We start from the raw sequence: 23,152 nt of genomic DNA on the forward strand, positions 1-23,152 counted from the left end.
GGACATCGCAGCCTTCATCAACGCCCGCAACGCGAAACCAAGGCCGTTCAGCTGGATCAAATCAGCAGACCAAATCCTAGCCTCAATCGCGAGGTTCTGTCCAAAACCCCAGTTCATGAGACCACGAATTGATCGCCCGGATTTCTGGTTGAGGACACTAGCGTCTAACTTGTCCTTGCGCTTCATCAGGCCGCCGAGAATCCGGATGAGGTCGCCCGCACCCTGCGGCGCATGTGGCCGTTGTTCGTCTCAAGAAACTGCTCGTCGGCGCCGGCGACGACATCCATGTCGATGCCAATCTCGCCGAACTCGCTAACGATAAGGGCGCGTTTCTTGCCGCGCTGCTCCGGCAGGATGTGGTTGAGAAGCGCTGTCTTTCGGGCGCCCAGGCAGCCGGTCGGGGCTGTTACGGGAACCTGCTTCACGTTCCGCCACGCGATGCGGTCATGGCTTCGGCCAGAAGACGGGCGTTGTTCTGCATCATCTTGATGTAGCTGGACGCTGGTCCATCCGGGCCGGACAGCGCGTCGGAGTAGAGCGCGCCGCCGCCCTTCAGCCCGGTCTCCCGGGAAATCTGCTCGATCAGCCGCGGATCAGTGATGTTCTCAACGAAGATCGCTGAGGCTTTGTCCTCGCGGATTTGCCTGATCAGGCGCGCCACATCCTTGGCCGACGCTTCGCTTTCGGTGCTCACGCCCTCGGGAGCGAGGAAGGTCACGCCATAGGCGGCGGAGAAATAGCCGAAGGCGTCATGTGAGGTGATCACCGTCCGGCGGGCCTCCGGAATCCTGGCCATCGCGCTCTTGATCTCGGCGTGGAGGGCCGCCAGCTCCTTTCGGTAGGCCTTGGCGTTGGCCGTGAAGACCGGGCACTTCGCTTCCGCCACGGCGCACAGGGCGCTGGCGATATTGCTTACATAGATTTCGGCGTTGGCGGCGTTCTGCCAGGCGTGCGGATCGTAGTCGCCGTGACTGTGGCTGTGATCATGGCCGTGGCCGTGATCGTGATCGTGATCGTGGCCTCGGCCGTGACTGTGGACGTGGCCGTGATCTTGCCCGGCCTCCGTCTTTTCGACGTTGACACCATTGCTCGCCGTCACAAGCGGGCCTTTGTAGCCGCTGCTGTCCACCAGGCGGTCCAGCCAGCCTTCGAAGCCAAGCCCATTGACGACGACAAGTTGCGCGGCCGCCACCGCCTTGACGTCGTCGGGCTTCGGCTCATACACATGCGCGTCGCTGTCGTGGCCGACGATCGTGACGACATCCACATGCTCTCCGCCGACCCGTTCGACGAGATCAGTCAGGATCGAGAAGCTGGATACGACCTTGACGGACTCGCTGGCCCTGGCCAGCTGGGCAAGTGCCGCGATGCAGCCCGCGGCCACGATGACCGCCGGCAGGCGCAGTCTTGGGTTTGAAAGCATGCAACTCTCCCTTATGCGATGCGGTGACGGCGCGGCGCGCGCCGCGAACGGATGACGCCATGCGGCGCGATGATGAGTGACAAGGCGTAGAAGGCTCCGGCGGTGAGGATGATTGACGGCCCTGTGGCGAGGCTGGCGTGGTAAGAGAACAGAAGCCCGGTAAGGCAGGACAGGAAGCCGGCCCCTGCCGCGAGGAGGCACATGCTTTCGAGCCGCTGGCACCACAGCCGGGCGGACAGCGCCGGCAGCATCATCAGGCCCACCGCCAGCAGCGTGCCCAGCGCCTGGAAGCCCCCCACCAGATTGAGCACCACCAGCGCCATGAACAGGAAATGCACCACTGGGCCGATACGGCTTACCGATGACAGAAACATGGGGTCCAGGCATTCCGCTACCAGCGGCCGCCAGATCGCCGCCATCGTCAGGAGCGTGATCGTCGCAACCCATGCGATCAGCTGCAAGGCGGCGTCGTCGAGGGCCAGCACGGTTCCGAACAGGACGTGCAATAGATCGATGTTCGAGCCCTTGCTGCTGATCAGCAGCACGCCGAGCGCCAGGGAAACGAGGTAGAAGCCGGCCAGGGTCGCGTCTTCGCGCTGGATGGTCAGCCGCGCGGCCGCGCCCGACAACAGCGCCACGCAAAGTCCAGCGGCGAGCCCGCCCAGCGTCATCGGCAGCAGGCTGAGGCCTGCGAGCAGGAAGCCCACGGCGGCGCCGGGAAGGATCGCATGCGCCATGGCGTCGCCGGTCAGGCTCATGCGGCGCAGCATCAGAAATACGCCGATCGGGCAGGCGGAGAGAGATAGCGCCGCCGCGCCGGCCAGCGCGCGGCGCATGAAGGCGAAGTCCACAAATGGCGCGATGACGAGGTCATAAACAATCATGCGGCGCGCTCTCCGCACCATGGGGCGTTTTCTTCCCAGCCTTCGTTCATGCGCCGCGCCTTGAGCAGGTTGGCGGGCGCCAGGGCGGTTTCGGCGCTGCCCCAGGCCACCGGCTCCCGCGCCAGCACGAGTGCTTCCGGAAAATGCGCGCGGATCAGCTCGTGGTCATGAAGGACAGCGATGATGGTGCGCCGCTCGCCGTGCCAGCGGTGGATCAGCGAGAGAAGGTCGTTCACGGTCTTGGAGTCGATCGCCGAGAATGGTTCGTCGAGCAGGATCACCTTTGCGTCCTGCAGCAACACCCGGGCGAACAGCGCCCGCTGCAATTGTCCGCCAGAGAGAGAGCCGATCTGCCGGCTGTGAAAGCCGCCAAGGCCCACCGCCGCAAGGGCCGCGGCGACGGCCTCGCGCTCCGCCGCGGCGAGGGCGGAGAACAGACCTGTCTTGCGCAGCAGCCCCAGCGACACGAGGTCATGCACCGAGGCCGGGAAGCTGCGGTCGATCTCCTGAGCTTGCGGAAGATAGGCGATGTCGCGCACATCGAGGCGCGGCCGGCCGATGGCCCCGCTAAGCGGCTTCAGGCGGCCGATCAAACCCTTGAGCAGCGTCGACTTACCAGACCCGTTGGGGCCGTAGATGGCGGTCATCGACCCGGCTTCAAAGCGTCCGGTCAGATGGTGTACGGCAGGATGGCCCTCATAGCCCAGGGTCACATCGTCGAGATGGAAATGCGGCGGCGGGGTCATTGCATCACCGCCAGCACGGCCAGCCAGATGGCGGCGGACAGCGCCGCCGCTGCCAGCAGGCGCGCGCCAGCGCCGGCGTCGAGAAAGGGCGAATGATTTCTCATGCCGGCCGCGCCCCTTTCGCGCCGCAATCGAGGCAGAGCCCCCGCAGTTCGATGCTCGCCTGCTGCACCTCAAAGCCGGCCGCGGCGGGGCGCATCGCGCCGAGGACGGGGCCAGGATCGAACTCATAAGCAGCGCCGCAGGATTCGCAGATATAGAAGCCGGCCGGCGTGCTGTGGGCCGCGCAGCTGCAAGCGACAAAAGCGTTACGGCTCTCAATGCGGTGGACGCGGTTGCCGGCCATCAGCCGTTCAAGCGCCCGGTAGACCTGCACCGCCGCCTTGATGTGGGAGCCTTTCAGCGCCCCCAGAATTTCATAAGCCGACATCGGCCGCGGCGATTTGCGCAACGCGTCATAGACCTGCTCGTCGTTGGCAGACCGTCGGCTGGTGGCGTTGCGGATTGGAGCAGACAACATAATGTAGAAATGTTATATTATAACATATCAAATGTCAAGTGAATGTAATCATACGGCTTGCCGCTCCGCAAACCTTTTCATGACGGTTGGTCAGCTGGCCTGGGGCGGCGGCAGGGTGCTCTGCCCCCCGGAAACTGGACCGTTCTGAACTGGAGTCTTGCGCTGTAGGATCGCTGCCGGGCGGGTTCGCCGCCCATCGAGCCCAGTGGCGAAGTGCTGCTGCCCGGCGAGATCGAGCAGCGCACCCGCGCCCGGAGGCTTGCAGAGGGCTTGCCCGTTGACGACGAAACCGGGCGCCGCATCATGAAAACCGCCGCCACGCTGGGCGTCGCCGCGCCGGAGGTCTGAGCCGTCATTCGCTCAAACCCGGTCAGCGTCAAGATCTTTTGAAGAACCGAACGAACTTGTACTTATCGAAACGAAATGTGGCAGTTGTGCCTCTCTTGTTCGGTGGAGCCGGGTTCTTGCTGTGCGCGCTCATGCGACCCTATATTTCTGCAGCGCCTCCTCGTTGAGCGTGACGCCGAGACCCGGCCCTGCCGGCAGCGGAATAACACCGTCCACCACCGGAAGCTCGGCGCTGCACAGATCGCGCCGGAGAGCGGAATCCGCCAGTTCGCGGGGCAAGAACTCAATGAAGGTACAGGTTGGCGACACGGCGGCCAGATGCGCCGAGGCGGCGATGCCGATCGCCGATTTCCAGCAATGCGGCACCACCGCCAGGCCGCGGTCACGGGCATGCATCCCAACGCGCTTGGCTTCCGTCAGGCCGCCGACGCGTCCCACATCCGGCTGCACCACGTCGATCGCCCTGGCGTTCATGAACTCGAGGAATTCAAAGCGGGTGTTCTGCCATTCGCCCAGCGCGATCTTCACCGGCGAGGCATGGCAAAGCTTGGAATAGCCTTCGACATCGTCCGAGGGGAGCGGCGTTTCGACGAAATAGATATCCTGGTCGGCGAACATCTCGATCGCCCGCAGCGCCTCCTTCCAGTCAGGCCAGGCATAGGCGACATCGACCATCAGCGTCATGTCCGGGCCGACGGCCTTGCGCACGTCGCGCACCATGCGGGCGCATTCACGGTCATCGGCGATCTGCAGGGAGTTATGCGAGTAGGGCCCCTTCAGGCAGATTTCCAGCTTGGCGGCGCGAAAGCCGAGCTTCTGCGCCCCCAGCGCGCGCTCACGCAACACGCGGCCATAGGTTTCGAGGTCGTCGCCTTCGGGCAGCAGCGAGGCATAAGGTACGATCTGGCGGTTGGTGGCGCCGCCCATCAATTGCCAGCAGGGCTTGCCCTCGATCTTTCCGACGAGGTCCCACAGCGCCATGTCGAGGGCGCCGATGGCGCAGATGCCGAGCCCCCGGCGGCCGGTCATCGCCGAGCCGCGATACATTTTCTCCCACAGACCCTCGACATCGCGGGGGTCCTGGCCAATGAGCATCTCGGTGAGGCCAAGGCCCATGATGTGGGTGCCCGGCGCCTCGATCATGGCGCGGGCCACCCAGGGGTTGGTGTCGGTTTCGCCGATACCGACATGGCCATCGTCGGTATGAATTTTCACGACCAGATTGTCCTGCGCGGACGAACAGGCATCCGCCCGGTAATCCGGTACCAGCAGAACGAAACATTCGACCTTGGTGATTTTCATGGCGTTTCCAGTCCTTTCTCTGCGAGCGGTGAGGCTTTCCTTTGCAGGTCTTCAAGCGTGTGATGGCAGCGGATGGCCAGGCCACCGGGCGTTTCGCGCCACGGAGGTGGCGCTGCGCGGCAGGCGCCGGGGATCTCCACGGCGCAACGGCCGGCATAGACGCAGCCGGGTCCGGGCTCGCCCGAACCCATGGTCTTCTGGCGCACCGGCTTGCGTTTCCTGAGCGGCGATGGCACGGCTTCGAGCAGGGACAGCGTGTAGGGGTGGAAGGGCGGCGCGAACACCTGTTCACGCGGGCCCAGCTCCATCACCTGTCCGCGGAACAGCACGCAGACGCGGTCAGCCAGCATGCGCACCACGGCGAGATCATGCGAGATGAACAGCATAGCCACGCCCAGTTCGGACTTGAGGCGTTGCAGCAGTTCGAGGATGCTGGCCTGCACCGAAACGTCCAGCGCCGAGAGCACCTCATCGCAGAGCAACAGGTCAGGTTGGGCAATGAGAGCACGGGCAATCGCCACGCGCTGGCGCTCGCCGCCTGAGAGCTGGTCCGGGTAGCGGCTGGCATATCCGGCATCGAGGCGAACCTCGGCAAGCGCTGCGGTGACCTGCTCCGCCGTGCTTGCCTCGCGCTCCGGGAAAAAGAACTCAAGCGGCCTCGTAAGGCTGCGGCCAATTGTGGCGCGCGGGTTGAGCGACGCATCAGGGTTCTGAAAGATATACTGGATAAGCCGGCGCTCAGCGGGGCTGCGCGCTTTCACAAGCGCCGCCAGTTCGGACTGAACGAGGCGGATATGTCCGGCGGCGGGCGCCACCATGCCCGCAATTGCGCGCGCCAGCGTGGACTTGCCGCTGCCGGACTCGCCGACGAGCGCCACCGTTTCACCTTTCTCGACGGTGAGCGAGACATTGTCCAAGGCGGTGAATGCGCGGCTGCCGCGGCCATAGCTGACTGTGAGCCTATCCACGCTCAGCAAGGGCAGCGTTGACCGGTGGTCCGGCGCGGCGGGTAAATCGGTGTCAGCCGGCGCGGCCGCCGGCGGCAATTCCGCCAGACGCCAGCAGGCCACCTCATGGTGTTGCCCCGCGGGACTGAGCGATTGAACCTCCTCAAAGCAGCGCGGCAGCGCATAATCGCAGCGCGGCGCAAAGGGGCAGCCCTTGGGCAGCATATCCCGCTGCAACAAGCCGCGCAGCGGCCTGACGGACCGGCGCGCGCCGTCAATCCGTGGCAGGGCGGCGATCAGGCCGCGCGTATAGGGATGGCGCGGCGCGGCGAACAGCCGTTCTGTCGGCGCGATTTCCACCATGTGCCCGGCATACATCACGCCGATTCGGTCAGCGATCTGCGACAGGAGGCCCAGATCATGCGTGACATAGAGCATCGACATCCCCAGGCGGGCGCGCAGATCGATCAACAGCTCGACGATCTGCTCCTGTGTCGTCACGTCGAGCCCGGTGGTCGGCTCGTCCAGCACCACGAAGCCCGGTTCGCAGGCCAGCGCCATGGCGATGCAAACGCGCTGCTGCTGGCCGCCGGAAAGCTGGTGCGGAAACCGGCGCAGGAATGCCGCATCATCGGGCAGCCCGACCAGCCCGAACAGCGCGCGGGTCCGGTCGCCGGCAGGCCGGTCATGCGCCGCGAGGATTTCGTCAATCTGGGCGCCGACGCGCATGCCGGGATTGAGCGCCGTTGTCGGGTTCTGCGGCACGAAGCTCACGCGGGCGCCGCGCATGCGGTCAAGCCCCGCGCGGTCCTGCCCCAGCACATTAAGGCCGTCGAGCATGATCCTTCCGGCATCGGTGCGCAGCCCGCCATGGCGGAAACCGAGAAGCTGCAGCGCCACCGTGGATTTGCCGCAGCCAGACTCGCCCACCAGCCCCAGAACCTCGCCACGCCGCACCGAGAAGCTGACGTCCTCGACCACCTGCCGCCAGCCAAGGCCCTGACGGTAGGACACCGAAAGACCATCGACCTCGAGAGCAAGCGCGGTCATTGCGTGCCCAGCTTCACCGTCCGGCCCAGGACGCGGGCCAGACCTTCGGTGAACAGGTTGAGGCCGACCACCAGTGAAGCCAGTGCGAGGCCCGGTCCCAGAACGGTGGAAGGAGACACGATCAGCAAGGCCCGGTTTTCGCTGATCATCAAACCCCATTCCGGCGTGGGCGGTCTGAGCCCGAAGCCCAGGAAGCCCAGCGAGCCGATCAGCACCGGGGCATAGCCGGCGCGCAACGCGAACTCGACCAGCAACACGCTGGTGGCATTGGGCAGCAGCTCCCGGCGCATGACAGACCATGCATTTTCGCCACGCAAGCGCGCCACGGTGACATAATCGCGGGTGGCGATATCGATGGCGGCGGCCCTCGCCATGCGGGCGATGCGCGGCGCATAGACCAGCGCCACGACCATCACGAGAAGCACCGGATTTCCGGAATACTCCGTGCCCGCCGCGGCGATGGCGATAAGGGCGAGGACGAGGAAGGGAATGCTGATCAACGCCTCCAGCACCCGCTGCACGATGTCGTCGATCCAGCCGCCGACATAGCCCGACAGCAGGCCAATGACGGCGCCGATCAGCGTGCCGAGCAGCGTGCCGGCAAGCGACAGCGAAATGACGATCCAGCTGCCATGCACCACCCGGCTGAACACGTCGCGGCCCAGCTGATCGATGCCGAAGGGATGCGCGAGGCTCATGCCTGAGAGCGGGATGCCGGCGCCCATCTGGGAATAGCCGTAGGGCGCCCAAAAAGGCCCGGTCACGGCAACCAACAGGTGTACAAGAAGGATAAGGCTGCCGATCCGGAAGCTGAGCGGCATCTGCCGCCACAGCAGCAGCCAGTTGCGCCGCTGCTGCGGCGGCGCGGCAAGCCCGATGTCAGCCTCGCTCATTCTTCATGCCGTCCTGAGCCGCGGATTGAGCAGGATCGCGGCGATGTCCGCCACGAGATTCGCTGTCACATACACAAGCGCGGCGATCATCACCGTCGCCTCGATCACTGGCAGATCACGGAGCTGCAGTGAATCGACGAGCAGCGTGCCGAAGCCTGGATAGGAGAAGACTCTCTCAACCACCACGACGCCGCCGATGAGATAGGCGAGGTTCAGCGCCGTCACGTTGAGGGTTGGCACCAGCGCATTGGGCAGCGCGTGGCGCAGCAGCACCCGCCATCGTGAAAGACCTTTCAGCTCGGCCATGCGGACATAGTCGGAATCAAGCACCTCGATCAGATTGTCGCGCAGCATGCGCACCGCATAGACCGCCATGACGATGGCCAGCGTCGCGGCTGGCAGCGTCATGGCTCGCATGTATTCGCCGAAGCTTGAGGTCTCGTCGACCAGCGAGATGGCCGGCAGCACCGGTATCCAGAGCACGAAGGCGAGCAGCAGAATGGTGGCCAGCAGGAAGTCTGGCATTGAAAGAAGCACGAGAGTTACCACCGACAGCGCATGGTCGGTGGCTTTGTCGCGGGTCAGCGCCTGGACGACCGCGGGGATCACGGTCAGCGGCAGGTAGAGCAGGAAGGCGTAAACCGACAGCGCGAGCGTGTTGAAGATGCGTGGCGCCAGCACCTCGGAGACCGAACGGCTGGAAACCAGGGACTGGCCAAGATCGCCGGTCAGCAACCCGCCAAGCCAGTGGAGATAGCGGGTCATGGCCGGCTGATCGAGCCCCAGCTGTTCACGAAGAACCTGAAGCGACTCCGGCGTTGCATCGCGGCCGAGAATGCGAGTGGCGACGTCGCCCGGGAGGATCTCAAGCACGAAGAAGACGAAGGCCGAAACCAGCAGCAAGGTGACCGCCGCCAGGGCGACGCGCCGCACGATCAGCAGCCAGATCTGCAAACAGGCCTCCCCGGAAAGAGCAGGGCGAGGCTGGCCTCGCCCTGCGTTGCAGGTTCAGTTTCCGCGCCGCTGCCTTACTTGCAGCTCAAGATTTCGAACTTGAGGTTGAAGTTCTGGGCACGGGGTTCATAGCCTTCGCAGCCTTTGCGCATGGCCAGAACCTGGTGCACGAACATCGGCAGGATCAAGCCGCCCTCGGTGGCAAGCAGCTGCCCGGTCTGCTGGAACAGCTTGTTGCGCTCGGCCTCATCCACCGTGGTGTTGGCCTTGAGCAGCAGCGCGTCGTAATCGGGACGCTCCCAGTGAGTTTCCTTCCACTTGGCATTTTGCGTGTAGGCCACTGCCAGGCCTTCGCCCGGCGGCCGCATCGACCAGGCCGATGTGACGATCGGCTTCTTCAGCCAGACATCGTCCCAGTAGCTTTCAGCCGGAGTCACGATGACGTTGATGTCGATGCCGGCGGGCTTGGCCATTTCGGCATAGACCTGCGCCATACGCACCATGCCGGGCACGCCTTCGGCAGTGTAAAGATCGAACTTGAGTCCATCCTTGTAGCCGGCTTCGGCGAGCAATGCCTTGGCCTTCTCGATGTCCTGCTTGGGCGCTTCCTTGACGAAGGACGCGGGGCTGCTCACCGGTACCGGATTGTCGGCGCCCGCCTGCCCGAAGCCCAGAAGCACGGTATCGACCATCGCCTGACGGTCAACCACCAGCTTGAGCGCCTCGCGCACCTTCGGATTATCGAAGGGCGGCGTATCGACCCACATTGAAACGGTCATCGAGTTCGAGGCGCCGGTCTGTAGCATCTGGACATTGGGATCGTCCTTGATCGAGGCAATGACCGAGGGATCGACGTTCAGCATCAGATCGATCTGGCCTGCCTTCATGGCGGCGACTGCCGCCACAGCCTCTTGCGCCACGGTAATCTTCAGGCATTCGGCCATGGGCTTTCCGGCGTCCCAATAGTTGGGGTTCTTGCGCAGGATGCGCACCGGCGCGTTGGGCGTGAACTGTTCCTGCATGAACGGCCCAGTGCCGTCGCCCTTCAGCTTGAGGTCCTCGGCCTTGGCGCCGTCCGCCACGATATTGGTGAACTTGTTGCTGATCAGCACGGGAAGCTGCACCACCGGCTTCTGGGTGGTGAAGGTGACCGTCATCGGGTCCGGCGCCTTGATGCCTTCCGGATCGAGGAAGGCCAGCACGGCGCGCGCGCCGGAGCCGGTCTTCTCATCAAGCAGGCGCTTGAAGGTGTAGACGACATCGGCCGAGGTGAAGTCCTTGCCGGAATGGAACTTGACGCCGGGACGCAGCTTGAAGGTCCAGGTGAGGCCGTCATCCGACACCGACCATTCGGTGGCCAGTTCCGGGATCAGGTTGAAGTTGTCGTCGACGTCGACGAGCCGGTTGTAGACCGCGAAAGTATGATAGGCATCGTCGCCGGAATGCATGTCGGCGGGATCCATCGACTGCTTCTCGCCGCTCCACTCATACCCCAGGATTTTAACGCATTCGTCGCCGGCTGCCGCCCATGCGGGCGACGCAACGGCAAGCCCGATCGCGGCCGCAGCCGCTCCGGACAACCATCTGTTCAGTTTCATGGGCATTCTCCTCCAGCTTTTTTGTTGCAGACGCGCATTCCGAAATGCCGGACAACTGTGCGTCTTGCCAGACAGACCTTGTACTGCAATAGCTTCACAGTCAAGAGAACCGGAGGCACGCATGGGGAAGATCAGGCTCAAGGGCATGACGTGGGATCATCGCCGCGCGGTCGATCCGCTGCTTGCGGCGCGGGATATGTTCACCAGGCGCCATCCGGAGATCGAGGTTATCTGGCACAGCCGCCCGCTGAGCGGCTTTGAATTCACCCCCGTCGATGTCCTCGCTGAAACCTATGATCTGATCATTCTCGACCATCCCTTCATGGGCAGGGTGGCGAATAGCGGTTGCCTGCTGCCGCTGGGGTCAAGCCTCGCGCTTCATGACGGCGATTTCGTCGGCCCGTCACTCGCCACCTACCGGATGGCCGGGGAAATCTGGTCTGTACCGGTCGATGCGGCATGCCAGGTGGCGGTGTCCCGGCCCGACCTCATGGCGCGATTGGGTGGCCATGTTCCGCGTGACTGGCAGCAACTCTTGCGTCTTGGGCATGAAGCGCGGCAGCGCGGCCTGTGGCTTGCCATCGGCCTCAAGGGCGTTCACAGCCTGATGACCTTCTTCACCCTTATGGCCAATCTTGGCCGGCCTTGCGCCATAGACCCCGCGGAACCTCTTTTCGAGGCTGGCGCGGCGCGGGAGGCGCTGGGCCTGATGCGTGCGCTGCTCGCCTATTGTCCGCCGCAGGCGCTCGACTGGAACAGCATCGCGCTGCATGATCAGATGAGTCTACGCGACGATCTGGTGTTCTGTCCGGCGGTCTATTGCTATGCGACCTATGCCGAGGCGGACCATCCGCATCCCTTGCGCTTTCATGATTTTCCTGGGCCCCAGGGCCCGCGCGGTTCAACCATCGGCGGCACGGGGCTCGGCGTGTCGGCGCGTTCGGCCCATCCCGGTGCCGCCCTCGCTTATGCCCGCTTTGCCGCGGAACTGGATACACAGCTGCTGTTTGCGCACCACCACGGCCAGCCCGCCCGCCGTGCGGCGTGGGAGGATGCCGCCATCAATGACCGTTTCGGCGGCTGCTACCGCGATACCCGCGCCACCATGGACCAGTGCTGGATCAGGCCGCGCTATGATGGCTATCTGGCTTTCCAGGAGGCGGGCGGCGATCTCATCGAAAGCCACTTGCGCGGCGACATGGCCGAGGCGGCCCTGCTCGACCGGCTCAGTGAATTACATGCCGCGGCCTAACCCAGGCGGCGCGACAGCTTCTCCGCCGCGCCCATGACGCTGGCGATCAGACGTTCCCGATTGGGCTTGTTGAGCCGTTGCTCCGGCACCACAACGCTGATCGCCGCAAAGCAGCGGCCAGCCGCATCAAGAACCGGCGCCGCGATGCAGCCCGCGTGCTCGTTGGCCTCGTTCAGTTCCGTGGCATAGCCGAGGCGGCGGAACTTCTTGATTTGCGCGATGAGCTTTTCGACATCCATCACGGCGTTTCCGGTCGGCGACTGGCGGACCGTCTTCTTCAACAGGCTTTCAAGTTCCGCATCTGTATAATCCGATACCAGAAGTCTTCCGGCCGCCGCCCAGTTGACCGGCACCCGGGTGCCGACATTGCTGATGATGCGCAGGTGTCCGCGGCCCTCTTCCTTGAGCAGCACCATCATCATGCCGTTGTCCAGCACCGAAAGCTGCACGGTCTCGCCGGTTTCGTCGCGCAGCTCTTCGGCGATCAGGGCGCCGTCGCGCAGCAGATCGACATGGCTGCGATAGGCCATGCCAAGCTCATAGAGCTTGCGGCCGATGAACAGGCCGCTGCCCTTGCTGGCGGGCGCCACGAAATCAGCCTCATTCAGCGTCCGCACCAGCTCATAGGCGGTCGATTTCGGAATCCGCAGTTCGGCGATGATCTGGGCGACCGTCACTGGCCCGCCACGGTCCAGCATCAGTCCCAGAATGTCGATCGCGCGCCTCACGCTGCGCGAACCCTCGCCGGCCTCTTCGGCGGCGGGCATCGCGGCTGTTCGCGGCTTGCGGCTCTTGGGCCCCATTGTATCCATGCTCATTTCCGCTATTCTAGACAGTAGTCCGACATATTGAAACAACAAGTTTGAAGCTGCGGCAGGCGAGGGAGCCCATGAAGATCACCGACATCGAAGTCATCGAATTGCGGGTGCCCGGCTGGACCGGGGACACCTTCGACGGCTCCTATGACAACTGCCTGGTGCTCGTCCACACCGACGAAGGGCTGACCGGCATCGCCGAGGTCGACAGCGTGCCCGCCGTGATCCGGGCGATCATCGACGCGCCGCGCTCGCATACCCACGCCATGGGCCTGAAGCAAGTCTTGCTGGGCGCGGACCCATCGGACGTCGAAGGCCTGTGGGAGCGCATGTATGACCTCACCAGCTATTATGGCCGGCGCGGCGTGGTGATCCATGCCATATCGGCGGTTGACATCGCGCTGTGGGACTTGCGTGGCAAGGCCTTGAACAGGAGCGTGGGCAGGCTGCTCGGCGCGCCGCAGCGCGATAGCGTTCTGGCCTATGGCACCGTCTATCCGCTGGGAACCGAGCCCGACGACGTCAGGCGCAACATCGACCGCGGCCTGAAGCTTGGCCTCCGGGCCATCAAGATCGTCGCCGACCCGTTCTGGCGCGACGATCTCGACAAGACGGCGCTGCTGATCCGCACGGCGCGGGCGCATGTCGGCAACGACATCCGCCTGATGGTCGATGCGGCAACCGCCTGGTCCACGGCGGATGAGGGCCTGCCGCTGATGCCGATCTTCCGGGAGAACGGGTTCTTCTGGGTCGAGGCGCCCTTGCCGATCGACGATCTTGACGGCCACGCGCGCTTCCAGGGCTTCGGCATCCCGATCGGCGGCGGCGACCTGGGCCTCACCACCCGCTTCGAGTATGAAGAGGCGTTCCGGCGGGGCAAGATCGACATCGCGCAGCCGGACGTGACCATGGCCGGCGGCCTCACCGAGCTGATGCGGATATCGGCTTTGGCCCGGCAATTGGGACGCCGCGTCGTAACCCACGGCTACAAGTCGAACATCACCATTGCCGCCAACCTTGCTTTCCTGTCGCAGCACTGGATGGATGAGCCGCTCGAATATTCGACGAGCCAGTCGCCCCTGCGCTGGAAGCTGACGAACGAAGACTTCCCGATCGGCCCGGATGGCCGGGTCAAGGTTCCGGACAGGCCTGGCCTCGGCGTCTCTCTCAACCGGGAGACGGTGCATGCATATGCTGTCCCGGCGCGGGCTTCTGCCTGATGACCACGCGCCGTCATCTCGAAGTTGATTTCATCGGCTCCGCCTGGAGGTGCCTCCCGTGACCAGCCGCATCGCAAGACTGGAAGTGATTCCCATCTTCTCTCCGGACGGGTCCGCCAATGATCTCGACGGCACCGCAGATACGGTCATCGTCAAGATCTACGACGAGGACGGCCGTTACGGCTTCGGCGAGGCGGATGCGCCGCCTTCGGTGGTCAAGGCCTTCATCGAAATGCCAACGGCGCATCTGTGGAGCCGTAACGCCAGCGAGATTCTGACCGGCGAAGACCCGGTGGAGATCGCCGGGCTCTGGCAGAAGCTCTATGACGGCACGTTCTGGCCGGGCCGGCGCGGGCTTGGCATTCACGCGCTGTCGGCGATCGACATCGCGCTTCACGATCTGGCGGGAAAGCAGCTCGGCATCCCGGCCTACAAGCTCATGGGCGGCGCCCGGCGCGGCAAGTTGCGCCCCTATTGCACGATCTACCCCGGCCTGCCGCATGGGCGCAGCATTGACGAATTGATGAAGGAGATCGGCCGCCAGTTCGACGCCGCGCTGAAAGCGGGCTTTCGGGCTGTGAAGATGGAGGTGCTGTTCTATGATCTCGTCACCGACCGCGAGTTGGTGAACCTCATCGGGCAGGGGCGACGTATGCTTGGGGACGGAATTCTGATGGCGGTCGATTTCGGCTACCGCTGGCATAACTGGCATGACGCGCTTTTCGTCCTGGAGCGGATCGCCGAACAGGATGTCTTCTTTGCCGAGGCCGCCTTGCAGCACGATGACATCGAAGGCCACGCGCGGCTGGCGGAGCGAAGCGCCATCCGCATCTGCGGCGGCGAGGCCGCCGCCACGCGGTTTGAGGTGCGCGAGTGGATCACCGCCGGAAAGGTCGGCGTCGTTCAGCCCAATATCGGGCGTGGCGGAGGCCTCACCGAAATCCGCCGCATCGCCGATTACTGTGAGCTGATGGGCGCCGAAGTCGTGCCGCATGGCTGGAAGACCGGCATAACCTCCGCGGTGGGGCGCCACTTCCAGGCCGCCTGCCCGGCGGCGCCGGTCTTCGAATATGTCTCCCCGCATGTGTTCGACAGCCCGATGCGCCGTGAGCTGGTGTCTCCGGAACCGGCCGTCGCCGACGGCTTCATGGATCTGCCGCAAGGGCCAGGCCTTGGCATCGAACTCAACGAGGATCTGATCGCCCGCTGGCGGCGGGATAGCTGATCACCTCAATGCGAGAGTTCGAATAGAACTTCACACTGTCCAGCAGGCATACAGCAACAGCTCAAACGACAGATCGACAGCCATCATAAAGAGCAACGTCCCCTATTGTGATCTCTGGGGTCCGGCCTCGCAGCTTATGGCAGAGTACACTGACCAGTTGGAGCGTCGATGTACAGATTGGCGGTAGGTCTTCATGGCCGGTTGCAAAGCGCCTTAACAGTCCGCCGAACAACCCGTCGGGTTGGATGTTGCAATGTGATTCGCCATGTCTTGCAAGACGGAGCGATTTGCATTCCGCGGCAAGGCCAGAATCTCGTGCCGGGGAACGGTCCGGGTGGGCCGCCCGCCGCCGGACGCGATGGCAAGCGTAACGTCCCAGAGGAGAAGCGCCCTGACCCGACCCACGCCACGGCAACCGATCCGCATGCGCAGCTTGTTCGCTAACGAGACAACCAGTTCAGCCGCCTGTGCTTCGTGGGCCATGCGTTGATGGAGAACCGGATCGTCGATTGCGGTCTGACCGGGGCCACGGAAGCGGTCCAGATAGTGGTGGCGCGTCACATCTAGCTGGCGATCCATCTCATGCAGACCCATCGAGAAGGTTTTGGTACGGGTTGCTGTACAAAACCGCAGGCCCCGCAGGATCATTTTGCGGCCGGGTGCGCCGATCAGAAAGGTACACAACACCAAATCGGATGCACAAAGATCAGGCCCTCAGCCTCTTTCAGTGCCGCGGCGCGGCGGAAAATATCAGCAGGTATCCGGCTTTCGTCCGTGTAGCCGCGGCGCTCATCAACGGGTTGAAGCCCTCGCCATGAAGGTCAGTGACCTCGACGTCGTGGTCTTTGATCCTGGCGGCTTCAGTCGCCGCCCGAAACAAACATGCATTGTAGCTTTCAGGAACGGGATGGGCTTGAACAGTCAGCAGGTGCATGAGGGAACTGAACACTCTCACCGGCTCTGGCGACACCCGCGGGTTGAGCAGCAACGAACAAACCCCGATGATCAACAGCCGCCGCCGCCGATATTCCGGAACGGGAAATTGACGTTGTGGGGCTCGATTCCTTTCCGTGAATCGGGCCTCAAGGTGCGGCGTATTGCTCCAGGCGGCTCTCAGCTTCATGGTACGTTGTGCACCATGATGTTGAATTCGCGTCTGAAGCGTCTCTTACTGGGTCGAGGAGGCCGTCATGGCAGGCACCTGCTGGGTCATGCAGTGGATCGCGCCGCCCTGTCTGGGCGCTGCCCGCATGACGATGGGTATAATCTGCCGGTCAGGGAAGAGCCGCGCAAGATAGGACACCGCTTCCTGGTCCTTGTCCGGTTCCGCGCCCGCCACCGGTACGATGGCCGCGCCATTGCAGAAATAGAAATTCATGTAGGGCGCGATGATCCAGCGCCCTACATCCTCGAAGCCCGACATATAGGGAAAGTCGAGGACCTCCACCCCTTCGCGCTGAAGCAGGGCCTTGGATGCCGCGAGGTGCGGCGCGTTGGGATCGCCGTCATCGGTCTTGAGCATGAGGGCCCGGCCGGCGCCGATGAAGCACAAGAACAGATCCGCATGCCCATCGGTGCCATAATAGATGCGGTCCGGATCGCGCACCGAGTCCTCCGCCAGCCCTTGCCCCAGCCAGATGATTCCGGTGAGGCCAAGCGCTTCGATGATCCGCGCCTCGACGATCTCCCGCGACAGATACCAGTTGCGGGACGGGTGCATGACACAGCCTTCGGGGGCCACCATGAGGCCCGAGCCGTCCACCGTCACCGCGCCGCCCTCGAGAACCACATCCACGTCATCGACGGGAATGCCGAGGTCTTCCGCCAGCGTGCGCCCAAGCCGCGCGTCACGGTCGCGGTTGGCGTGGCGTTCGCCCCAGGCATTGAAGCGGAAATGGCGCGCGCGCCTTGTCCGGCCGTCGCTGACGATGAGAGGCCCATTGTCGCGCAGCCAGGAGCCATCCATCGGCCGCACCACCACGGAGATATTGGCGGACAAGACCCTGCGCGCCGCCACCGCCTGCCCCGCGTCGGCGCAGACCATGGTGACAGGCTCGAACTGCGCAATGGCATTGGCCACGGCGGCAAACTCGGCGCGGCCCTGCTCCAGCGTATGCCCCCATGACGACGCGCGGCAGGGCCAGCCGATGAGCGTGCGTTCATGCCGCGCCCATTCGGCGGGCATGCGGAAGGTCCGGGTCACAGCGCCACACCCGCCCCGCTACTGCCGGCCACCTGATACGCCCTTCAGAATGAGATTCTTGGTCAGCTGCAAATGTCTTCGCAAGGAGTCCGCAGCGGCGTCGGCTTCGCGTTTCAGGGCGAGATCGACCAGTTCCTGGTGCTCCGCCGTGACATCCCGCTTGACGATTTCGAATGGCATGGACCAGCGGCGGTAAACCTCCGCCGCGGCCCGCAAGGATTCCGCGATGCCCATGAGCCGGCGGCTCTTGGCAGCGCCGAGCAGCGCCATATGGAAGTCATGGTGCGCTTTGGCCCACGCCGCGGTGACCGGCGCGTCCTCACTGGGATCATGCTTGGGAGTCCGCTCCATGCGGTGATGGGCCGAGACCACGCGGGCCTCCCAGTCGATATCGCCATTGATGATTGAATCCTTGAACACCAGGCTCTCAACCGTACAGCGTGTCTCCGTGAGATCGACAAGGTCCTCGAGCGACAGCGACATGACCTTGAAGCCAAGCTGGGATTGATTGACGGTGAGCCCCTCCGCCGTCAGCCGCATCAGGGCCTCGCGCAACACCCCCATGCTGGCTCCGTAATCGAGCTTCAACTTGGCGAATGGCAACTGGCTGCCCGGTTCGATCATGCCGCCCAGAATATCGGCCTTGATGCGGTGGTAAACCGCTTCGGTGCGTGTCTGACTAGACGCCATCATTCTTCCTCATGCTCTGAAGTCGCTATTGCCGGAAAAGGACCCGCACAGGACGGCTGGACGGGGCAGGCACCATACCGCGGGCTGCGGCAACGGCGCATGCGGAGCGGAAGCCTGTCTGATACGCCGTTCCGCCATGCCACGCTCCCCCTAGGCCGCCCGCCGCGCCAGGCCGGCCTGCCGCCGCGGCAGCGCCAGGTGCCGGAGCGTTCGCCGCTCCACAGCGGCCAAGAGCCTGGTGATCAGCAGGACGAGCACCATGTAAATGAGCGTCGCCGCCAGGAAGCCTTCATAGGCCAGATAATATTCGGCATTCAGCCGGCGGCCAGCGCCCAGCACATCGATGATGGTGAGCATCGACGCAATCGCCGAGCCATGCAGCAGGAAGATCGCCTCGTTTCCGAGCATCGGCAGCGAGCGGCGCAGCGCTGACGGAACAATGACCCGACGCAAAGCCGTGACGCGCGACATGCCAAGCGCCGCGGTTGCCTCGACCTCGCCCTTCGGAACGGCGTCAAGCCCGCCGCGGTAGATCTCCACCTGGTAGGCGGCGGAGTTGATCGAAAAGGCAATCGCCGCGCACCACCAGGGATCGCGCAGCACGGGCCACAGGAAGCTCTCCCGCACCGCCTCGAACTGGGCCAGCCCGTAATAGAAAAGATAGGCCTGGACCAGCATCGGCGATCCGCGGAACACATAGACGAAGGCGCCGATGGCCTGCGCCAGACCGGGAACCCGCCGCCAGCGGGCAATCGCCATGGGAAGGGCAAGAACAGCGCCGCATGACAGGCCGGCAGTAACCAGCAGAACGGTGTTCTTGAGGCCGGTGAGGAAGATCTCCCAATGCGACAGGATGAGCACGAAATCGACCGGCGAAGACGTCGCCGAAAACGCGGCGATCCGGGCCATGATATCGGAGAGGCTTGCCGCCGCCGTCATGCGCCAAGCCTCCGGCCCCTCGTGTAGCGCGCTTCCAGCGTCCGCAGGACGGCATCGGAGATCGCGGTGAGGATCAGATAGATGACAAGAATGGCCATCAGGAAGGTGAAAGGATCGCGCGTCGAACGTCCGGCTGAAACGCCGAAGAATACGAGGTCCTTCAACCCGATCACCGAAACCAGCGCGGTGGTTTTCAGCAGCACCATCCAGTTGACGCCGAGTGACGGCAGCGCATAACCCATCAGCTGCGGAAAAGTAATGCGGCGGAACATCTGCCAGGCCGTCATGCCGATGGCGCGCGCCGCCTCGAACTGACCGGCGGGGATCGAGCTGTAGGCGCCGCGGAACGACTCGGTCATATAGGCGCCGAAAATGAAGCCGATGGTAAGCACCCCGGCGGCGAAGGAATTGATCTCGATATAGTCCCACCAGCCGGTCATCGCGCCGAGCTTGTTCAACAGCGTCTGCCCGCCGAAATACAGGAGCAGCATCATGCAGAGGTCCGGCACCGCGCGAACGAAACTGGTGTAGTAGCCGGCCAGCCGCCGGGTGAGGGGCGATCCGCCGATCTTGGCCGCGGCTCCGCCAAGCCCGATGAGCATCGAGAGGGCAAGGCCACAAAGACCGAGCGTCAGCGTGACGCCGGTGCCCTGCGCCAGTAGCCAGCGATACTCCCAGAGACTCTCCATCAGCCTGACTGTGCCTTATCATCGCCGGCGGCGAAACATCCGGGCCGGGAAGCAGGCGCCGCCGGTTGTCGCGGCGGCGCCATTTGGCGCTACTGGCCGTAAATGTCGCGGCCGAAGTATTTGTTGGACAGGGCGACATAGCTGCCGTCCTCGCGGGTCTTCTGGATGGCCGCGTTGATCGCCGCCAGGAGTTCCGGTTCATCCTGGCGCATGCCAACGCCCGTGCCTTCGCCAAAGCATGGCTTGTCGTAGATGTCTGCGCCGATCACGGCGAAACCGGCGTTGGCCGGGGCCTTGAGCCAGTCCTGGCCGGGAATCGAATCGACCAGCACGGCATCGATGCGCCCGGACACGAGGTCGAGATAGGCCTCGTCGGTCGTCGGGTAGGAGCGCATGTCGGCCTTTGGCCACTCGCGCTGGATATAGCATTCATGGCCGGTGGCCCGCTGCACGCCGATCGCCTTGCCGGCCAGCCCTTCCGCGTCGGGCTTGAGCCCGGACTCCTTGCGGGCAATCACCGAGGATGGCGTCTGATAATAGGGGTTCGAGAAGGTGATCTGCTTCTTGCGCTCTTCGGTGATGCCCATCGACGCGATGATGACATCGTATTTCTTGGCGAGAAGACCCGGAATGATGCCATCCCATTCATTGTCGACGAACTCGCATGTCATATTCATGCGCTCACAGAGCAGATTGGCGTAATCGACGTCGAAGCCGCCAAAGCTGCCATCGGCGTTCAGAACATTGAACGGCGGATAGCCGGTCGATATGGCAACCCTCAGAACTTCCTTGGCCGAGGCCACGGGCGTCATCGCCGCCATGGCCAACGCCACCAGAAGGGCAAGGACTGCTGTGCGTCTATTCATGGTTTCCTCCTTGTGTTGTCTGGAAAGCTGGTGTTGTCTCACTCAACTCTTCATCCTGCTCGCGCCTGGATCGAAAGCCGCGGAGCGGAGCAGTTTCACGCCGCGGCGGTTTCCGAGAATGTCAATTGAGAGCGCCGCCGCTGTGCCGGCGTGCGCGCCAAGCATGTAGCCAAGCCCCAGGCTCTTCGAAACACGGAAGCCGAAGGCGGCGGAGGAGAGATAGCCCACGATCCCCTCACCGGAGAGTATCGGTTCGTCTCCCCATGGGTCGGCGTCTTCCGCATCGATTTCGAACAGGGAATAGACATAACGCCGGGGTTGATCCCTGAGCCTCAGCGCCGCTTCTCGTCCCACGAAATCCGGCTTTTCGAACTTCACCAGCGCGCCCATGCCGGATTCGAACGGCGTATAGTCGAGCGCATACTCGACACCCCACGCGCCATATCCTTTCTCCACACGCAGGCTGTTGAGAGCGCGGATGCCGGCCAGCGTCACGCCGAGGTCCTGGCCTGCCGCCAGGAGGGCTTCGACGAGCGGCAGATGATGGTGTGGCTTGACATAGACCTCATAGCCAAGCTCGCCGGTGTAGGCGACGCGCACGAGTATCGCGTCCGCCGCCGGCCCCAGCTGGACCCGCGCCGTCTTGCGATAGGGCCATGCTTCGGCGGAAAGGTCATGGTCGCATAGCCTGGACAGCAATGCCCGCGCATTGGGGCCCGAGACGGAGAGCCCGCACAATCCAAGGGTCATGCTTTCGACGGAAACACCGTCCGCGGGCAGGAACTGTTCCCACCAGCGATGGTGATAGCGGTCCACAACGCCGGAGCCGATGAGGAGGAATTCCTCGCCGCTGAGCTGCGCCACCGAGAACTCGCCCATCAGATGGCCGCTGTGGCTCAGCATGGGCGTCAGCACCAGCTGGCCATCGCGCACCGGCATGTGATTGGCCATCACGTGGTTCAGCCAGGCGCGCGCCCGCGGGCCTTTGACGATATGCTTGCCGTAGGTCGAGATATCGATGATGCCGGCGCCGGCATGAAGCGCGCGGCACTCATTTCCAGCATGCGCAAACCAATTGGGACGGCGGAAGGTAAGGGTTTCTTCCGGCCTGACGCCGCTTGGCGCGAACCACAGCGGAAATTCGACGCCGTCACTCGCCCCGAAGACGGCGCCCTTGTCCCGGTAGAGCGCATGGGCGGGCGTCGTCATCACCGGCCGGCCGGCGCTTCGATGCTCATAGGGATAGAGGGTCTTGAAGCGCGTGGCGTACATATCGCCGGTGCGCGCCTTCACATAAGCCTTGCCGGCCCAGCGCCCATAGCGCGCGACGTCCCACATGAACACGTCGAACAGGGGTTCGCGCTCCTTCATCCAGCCGGCAAGCACCATGCCGATGGCGGCGGACTGGCTGAAGCCGGTCATCACTCCGCAGGCGCACCAGTAATTGGGAACGCCGGGATAGGGCCCGATCAGCGGATTGAGATCGGGCGAGAAAATCATCGGTCCATTGATGATGCGCTTCACGCCGGCGGCGCCCAGCACCGGAACGGCCTCAACCGCCTGCAGGAAGTTCTTATCGATACGCTCAAGCTGGTTGGGCAGCAGCTCATGGCCGAAGTTCGGCGGCGTGCCGTCTTCGGCCCAATGGGTGCACGGATCCTCGTAGACGCCAAGCAGAAGGCCCTTGCCTTCCTGGCGCATGTAATATTCGGAGTCGGCATCGCCGATGAGCGGCAATTCGAAATCCAGCGCTTCGATTTCCGGGATGGTCTCGGTCACGAAGTAATGATGCTCGACCGGCATCAGCGGCAACCGGATGCCGGCCAGCGCCGCCACTTCGCGCGCCCAGAGTCCGGCTGCATTCACAATCCGCTCCGCCCGGATGGTGCCGTTGCGGGTGACGACATCCCATGAACCATCTGGCCTGAGCCTGGTATCGAGCACCGGGTTATGACGGATGATCTCGGCGCCCATGTCGCGCGCGCCCTTGGCGAAGGCCTGGGTCACGCCGCTGGGGTCGACATGGCCGAAATGCGGCTCGCTCAGAACGCCCTTGATGGTGGCGGGATCGAGAACCGGGCAGCGCTTCAGTGTGTCTTCAATTGAGAGCCAGTTTGTCTCCAGTCCCGCGCGGCGGGCCGCCATATGATGCCGCTGCAATTCGTCCATGCGCTCATCGGTGCGTGCGAGCGCGAGAGCACCCACGTGGTGGAAGCCGCAGGACTGGCCGGTTTCCGTCTCGAGTTTCGGGTAGATGCTGAAGCTGTAATTGTGCAGATAGGTGGCGTTGGCGCCCCCGCCGAAGGCGCCAGTGCCGCCCGCCGCATGCCAGGTCGAGCCGGCGGTGAGTTCGCTGCGCTCGAGCAGGATCACGTCCCGGAAGCCCGCTTTCATCAGGTGATAGGCGATGGAGCAGCCGGTAACGCCGCCGCCGATCACCGCAACCTCGACATGGCTCTTCATCGGCCGCACCTCATGCGAACACGAGCTCGATCGCGCCCAGTGGGCCGAAGGTCGCGTGCAGACGCGAGCCGGCCTGCACCGCCACCGAGCGGATGGGGGCGCCGCTCGCCTGGCTCGCCAACAAG

Annotated in this window: 23 protein-coding genes and 1 pseudogene; 5 read left to right on the forward strand and 19 right to left on the reverse strand. The window is 64.0% G+C overall.

The genetic code is table 11. The annotated features are described in order from the left end of the window. Positions 1 to 112, forward strand: a pseudogene (locus tag ACKOED_RS00005) (IS630 family transposase); the annotation flags it as partial. 73 nt (positions 113 to 185) lie between these two features. On the opposite strand, the gene ACKOED_RS00010 reads toward ACKOED_RS00005, so the two are convergent. The 5 genes from ACKOED_RS00010 to ACKOED_RS00030 all read right to left on the reverse strand — a co-directional run bounded on the left by ACKOED_RS00010 (position 186) and on the right by ACKOED_RS00030 (position 3,573). Then, a complete protein-coding gene (locus ACKOED_RS00010) occupies positions 186 to 425 on the reverse strand; it encodes a GTP-binding protein (RefSeq protein ID WP_408914521.1) in 240 nt (79 codons plus the stop codon). Further along, entirely contained in the window at positions 422 to 1,423 is a 1,002-nt protein-coding gene (locus ACKOED_RS00015) for a metal ABC transporter solute-binding protein, Zn/Mn family (RefSeq protein ID WP_408914522.1), read from the reverse strand. The genes ACKOED_RS00010 and ACKOED_RS00015 overlap by 4 nt, the downstream gene beginning before the upstream one ends. Before the next feature lie 11 nt (positions 1,424 to 1,434). Beyond that, complete coding sequence (locus ACKOED_RS00020; RefSeq protein WP_408914523.1) at positions 1,435 to 2,307, reverse strand: metal ABC transporter permease; 873 nt, start codon at positions 2,305 to 2,307, stop codon at positions 1,435 to 1,437. Beyond that, entirely contained in the window at positions 2,304 to 3,053 is a 750-nt protein-coding gene (locus ACKOED_RS00025) for a metal ABC transporter ATP-binding protein (RefSeq protein WP_408914524.1), read from the reverse strand. Before ACKOED_RS00025 ends, ACKOED_RS00020 begins: the two co-directional genes overlap by 4 nt. Positions 3,054 to 3,153: 100 nt before the next feature. After that, positions 3,154 to 3,573, reverse strand: coding sequence for a Fur family transcriptional regulator (locus tag ACKOED_RS00030; protein WP_408914525.1), 420 nt, complete (start codon positions 3,571 to 3,573; stop codon positions 3,154 to 3,156). A 213-nt stretch (positions 3,574 to 3,786) separates the two neighbouring features. On the opposite strand from ACKOED_RS00030, the gene ACKOED_RS00035 reads away from it, so the two are divergent. Beyond that, positions 3,787 to 3,921 (forward strand): hypothetical protein, encoded by a 135-nt coding sequence (locus ACKOED_RS00035; RefSeq protein ID WP_408914526.1) that lies wholly within the window; start codon positions 3,787 to 3,789, stop codon positions 3,919 to 3,921. Positions 3,922 to 4,050: 129 nt separating this feature from the next. On the opposite strand, the gene ACKOED_RS00040 is transcribed toward ACKOED_RS00035, so the two are convergent. The 5 genes from ACKOED_RS00040 to ACKOED_RS00060 form a co-directional block, all read right to left on the reverse strand. Continuing rightward, a complete protein-coding gene (locus ACKOED_RS00040; RefSeq protein WP_408914527.1) occupies positions 4,051 to 5,223 on the reverse strand; it encodes a mandelate racemase/muconate lactonizing enzyme family protein in 1,173 nt (390 codons plus the stop codon). Beyond that, the gene (locus tag ACKOED_RS00045; RefSeq protein ID WP_408914528.1) at positions 5,220 to 7,220 is read right to left on the reverse strand and encodes a dipeptide ABC transporter ATP-binding protein; all 2,001 of its coding nucleotides are present in this window, start codon (positions 7,218 to 7,220) and stop codon (positions 5,220 to 5,222) included. The genes ACKOED_RS00040 and ACKOED_RS00045 overlap by 4 nt, the downstream gene beginning before the upstream one ends. Continuing rightward, entirely contained in the window at positions 7,217 to 8,113 is an 897-nt protein-coding gene (locus ACKOED_RS00050) for an ABC transporter permease (RefSeq protein WP_408914529.1), read from the reverse strand. The genes ACKOED_RS00045 and ACKOED_RS00050 overlap by 4 nt, the downstream gene beginning before the upstream one ends. 3 nt (positions 8,114 to 8,116) lie before the next feature. Next, positions 8,117 to 9,067 carry an ABC transporter permease gene (locus tag ACKOED_RS00055; protein ID WP_408914530.1) on the reverse strand — a complete coding sequence of 317 codons (951 nt, stop codon included), beginning with the start codon at positions 9,065 to 9,067 and terminating at the stop codon, positions 8,117 to 8,119. A 74-nt stretch (positions 9,068 to 9,141) separates the two neighbouring features. Further along, positions 9,142 to 10,665 carry an ABC transporter substrate-binding protein gene (locus ACKOED_RS00060; protein WP_408914531.1) on the reverse strand — a complete coding sequence of 508 codons (1,524 nt, stop codon included), beginning with the start codon at positions 10,663 to 10,665 and terminating at the stop codon, positions 9,142 to 9,144. Between the two features lie 121 nt (positions 10,666 to 10,786). On the opposite strand from ACKOED_RS00060, the gene ACKOED_RS00065 reads away from it, so the two are divergent. Beyond that, entirely contained in the window at positions 10,787 to 11,917 is a 1,131-nt protein-coding gene (locus ACKOED_RS00065; RefSeq protein ID WP_408914532.1) for an extracellular solute-binding protein, read from the forward strand. Here the strand turns inward: ACKOED_RS00065 and ACKOED_RS00070 are convergent. After that, positions 11,914 to 12,735, reverse strand: a complete 822-nt coding sequence (locus ACKOED_RS00070) for an IclR family transcriptional regulator (protein ID WP_408914533.1) — start codon at positions 12,733 to 12,735, stop codon at positions 11,914 to 11,916. The two genes, ACKOED_RS00065 and ACKOED_RS00070, sit on opposite strands and share 4 nt — an antisense overlap. Before the next feature lie 71 nt (positions 12,736 to 12,806). Here ACKOED_RS00070 and ACKOED_RS00075 point away from each other — a divergent pair, with 71 nt between their 5' ends. Next, positions 12,807 to 13,952: a mandelate racemase/muconate lactonizing enzyme family protein gene (locus ACKOED_RS00075; protein ID WP_408914534.1), complete on the forward strand. Its 1,146-nt coding sequence runs from the start codon at positions 12,807 to 12,809 to the stop codon at positions 13,950 to 13,952. Positions 13,953 to 14,010: 58 nt separating this feature from the next. Continuing rightward, positions 14,011 to 15,177, forward strand: a complete 1,167-nt coding sequence (locus tag ACKOED_RS00080) for a mandelate racemase/muconate lactonizing enzyme family protein (protein WP_408914535.1) — start codon at positions 14,011 to 14,013, stop codon at positions 15,175 to 15,177. A gap of 213 nt (positions 15,178 to 15,390) precedes the next feature. Here ACKOED_RS00080 and ACKOED_RS00085 read toward each other — a convergent pair whose 3' ends face one another. The 8 genes from ACKOED_RS00085 to ACKOED_RS00120 form a co-directional block, all read right to left on the reverse strand. Then, on the reverse strand, positions 15,391 to 15,861 hold the full coding sequence (locus tag ACKOED_RS00085) for a hypothetical protein (protein ID WP_408914536.1): 471 nt from the start codon (positions 15,859 to 15,861) through the stop codon (positions 15,391 to 15,393). A 40-nt stretch (positions 15,862 to 15,901) separates the two neighbouring features. After that, positions 15,902 to 16,300, reverse strand: coding sequence for a hypothetical protein (locus ACKOED_RS00090; RefSeq protein ID WP_408914537.1), 399 nt, complete (start codon positions 16,298 to 16,300; stop codon positions 15,902 to 15,904). Positions 16,301 to 16,345: 45 nt separating this feature from the next. Next, positions 16,346 to 17,380 (reverse strand): agmatine deiminase family protein, encoded by a 1,035-nt coding sequence (locus tag ACKOED_RS00095; protein WP_408914538.1) that lies wholly within the window; start codon positions 17,378 to 17,380, stop codon positions 16,346 to 16,348. An 18-nt stretch (positions 17,381 to 17,398) separates the two neighbouring features. Further along, the gene (locus ACKOED_RS00100; protein WP_408914539.1) at positions 17,399 to 18,073 is read right to left on the reverse strand and encodes a GntR family transcriptional regulator; all 675 of its coding nucleotides are present in this window, start codon (positions 18,071 to 18,073) and stop codon (positions 17,399 to 17,401) included. A 147-nt stretch (positions 18,074 to 18,220) separates the two neighbouring features. Beyond that, on the reverse strand, positions 18,221 to 19,009 hold the full coding sequence (locus ACKOED_RS00105) for an ABC transporter permease (protein WP_408914540.1): 789 nt from the start codon (positions 19,007 to 19,009) through the stop codon (positions 18,221 to 18,223). Continuing rightward, positions 19,006 to 19,698 carry an ABC transporter permease gene (locus tag ACKOED_RS00110; protein WP_408914541.1) on the reverse strand — a complete coding sequence of 231 codons (693 nt, stop codon included), beginning with the start codon at positions 19,696 to 19,698 and terminating at the stop codon, positions 19,006 to 19,008. The genes ACKOED_RS00105 and ACKOED_RS00110 overlap by 4 nt, the downstream gene beginning before the upstream one ends. A gap of 89 nt (positions 19,699 to 19,787) precedes the next feature. After that, positions 19,788 to 20,564 (reverse strand): transporter substrate-binding domain-containing protein, encoded by a 777-nt coding sequence (locus ACKOED_RS00115; protein WP_408914542.1) that lies wholly within the window; start codon positions 20,562 to 20,564, stop codon positions 19,788 to 19,790. Positions 20,565 to 20,606: 42 nt separating this feature from the next. Then, entirely contained in the window at positions 20,607 to 23,027 is a 2,421-nt protein-coding gene (locus ACKOED_RS00120; protein ID WP_408914543.1) for an FAD-dependent oxidoreductase, read from the reverse strand. Positions 23,028 to 23,152: the final 125 nt, after the last annotated feature.

Source organism: Aestuariivirga sp., from assembly GCF_046093005.1.
Classification (GTDB): Bacteria; Pseudomonadota; Alphaproteobacteria; order Rhizobiales; family Aestuariivirgaceae; genus Aestuariivirga.

What these genes read in the sequence shown, in the direction of transcription:
- ACKOED_RS00115 (WP_408914542.1), bottom strand. Translation starts at nt 20,564, where the DNA reads ATGAATAGACGCACAGCAGTCCTTGCCCTTCTGGTGGCGTTGGCCATG.
- ACKOED_RS00100 (WP_408914539.1), bottom strand. Translation starts at nt 18,073, where the DNA reads ATGATGGCGTCTAGTCAGACACGCACCGAAGCGGTTTACCACCGCATC.
- ACKOED_RS00015 (WP_408914522.1), bottom strand. Translation starts at nt 1,423, where the DNA reads ATGCTTTCAAACCCAAGACTGCGCCTGCCGGCGGTCATCGTGGCCGCG.
- ACKOED_RS00060 (WP_408914531.1), bottom strand. Translation starts at nt 10,665, where the DNA reads ATGAAACTGAACAGATGGTTGTCCGGAGCGGCTGCGGCCGCGATCGGG.
- ACKOED_RS00110 (WP_408914541.1), bottom strand. Translation starts at nt 19,698, where the DNA reads ATGGAGAGTCTCTGGGAGTATCGCTGGCTACTGGCGCAGGGCACCGGC.
- ACKOED_RS00045 (WP_408914528.1), bottom strand. Translation starts at nt 7,220, where the DNA reads ATGACCGCGCTTGCTCTCGAGGTCGATGGTCTTTCGGTGTCCTACCGT.
- ACKOED_RS00090 (WP_408914537.1), bottom strand. Translation starts at nt 16,300, where the DNA reads ATGAAGCTGAGAGCCGCCTGGAGCAATACGCCGCACCTTGAGGCCCGA.
- ACKOED_RS00065 (WP_408914532.1), top strand. Translation starts at nt 10,787, where the DNA reads ATGGGGAAGATCAGGCTCAAGGGCATGACGTGGGATCATCGCCGCGCG.
- ACKOED_RS00120 (WP_408914543.1), bottom strand. Translation starts at nt 23,027, where the DNA reads ATGAAGAGCCATGTCGAGGTTGCGGTGATCGGCGGCGGCGTTACCGGC.
- ACKOED_RS00075 (WP_408914534.1), top strand. Translation starts at nt 12,807, where the DNA reads ATGAAGATCACCGACATCGAAGTCATCGAATTGCGGGTGCCCGGCTGG.
- ACKOED_RS00025 (WP_408914524.1), bottom strand. Translation starts at nt 3,053, where the DNA reads ATGACCCCGCCGCCGCATTTCCATCTCGACGATGTGACCCTGGGCTAT.
- ACKOED_RS00070 (WP_408914533.1), bottom strand. Translation starts at nt 12,735, where the DNA reads ATGAGCATGGATACAATGGGGCCCAAGAGCCGCAAGCCGCGAACAGCC.
- ACKOED_RS00040 (WP_408914527.1), bottom strand. Translation starts at nt 5,223, where the DNA reads ATGAAAATCACCAAGGTCGAATGTTTCGTTCTGCTGGTACCGGATTAC.
- ACKOED_RS00105 (WP_408914540.1), bottom strand. Translation starts at nt 19,009, where the DNA reads ATGACGGCGGCGGCAAGCCTCTCCGATATCATGGCCCGGATCGCCGCG.
- ACKOED_RS00050 (WP_408914529.1), bottom strand. Translation starts at nt 8,113, where the DNA reads ATGAGCGAGGCTGACATCGGGCTTGCCGCGCCGCCGCAGCAGCGGCGC.
- ACKOED_RS00020 (WP_408914523.1), bottom strand. Translation starts at nt 2,307, where the DNA reads ATGATTGTTTATGACCTCGTCATCGCGCCATTTGTGGACTTCGCCTTC.
- ACKOED_RS00030 (WP_408914525.1), bottom strand. Translation starts at nt 3,573, where the DNA reads ATGTTGTCTGCTCCAATCCGCAACGCCACCAGCCGACGGTCTGCCAAC.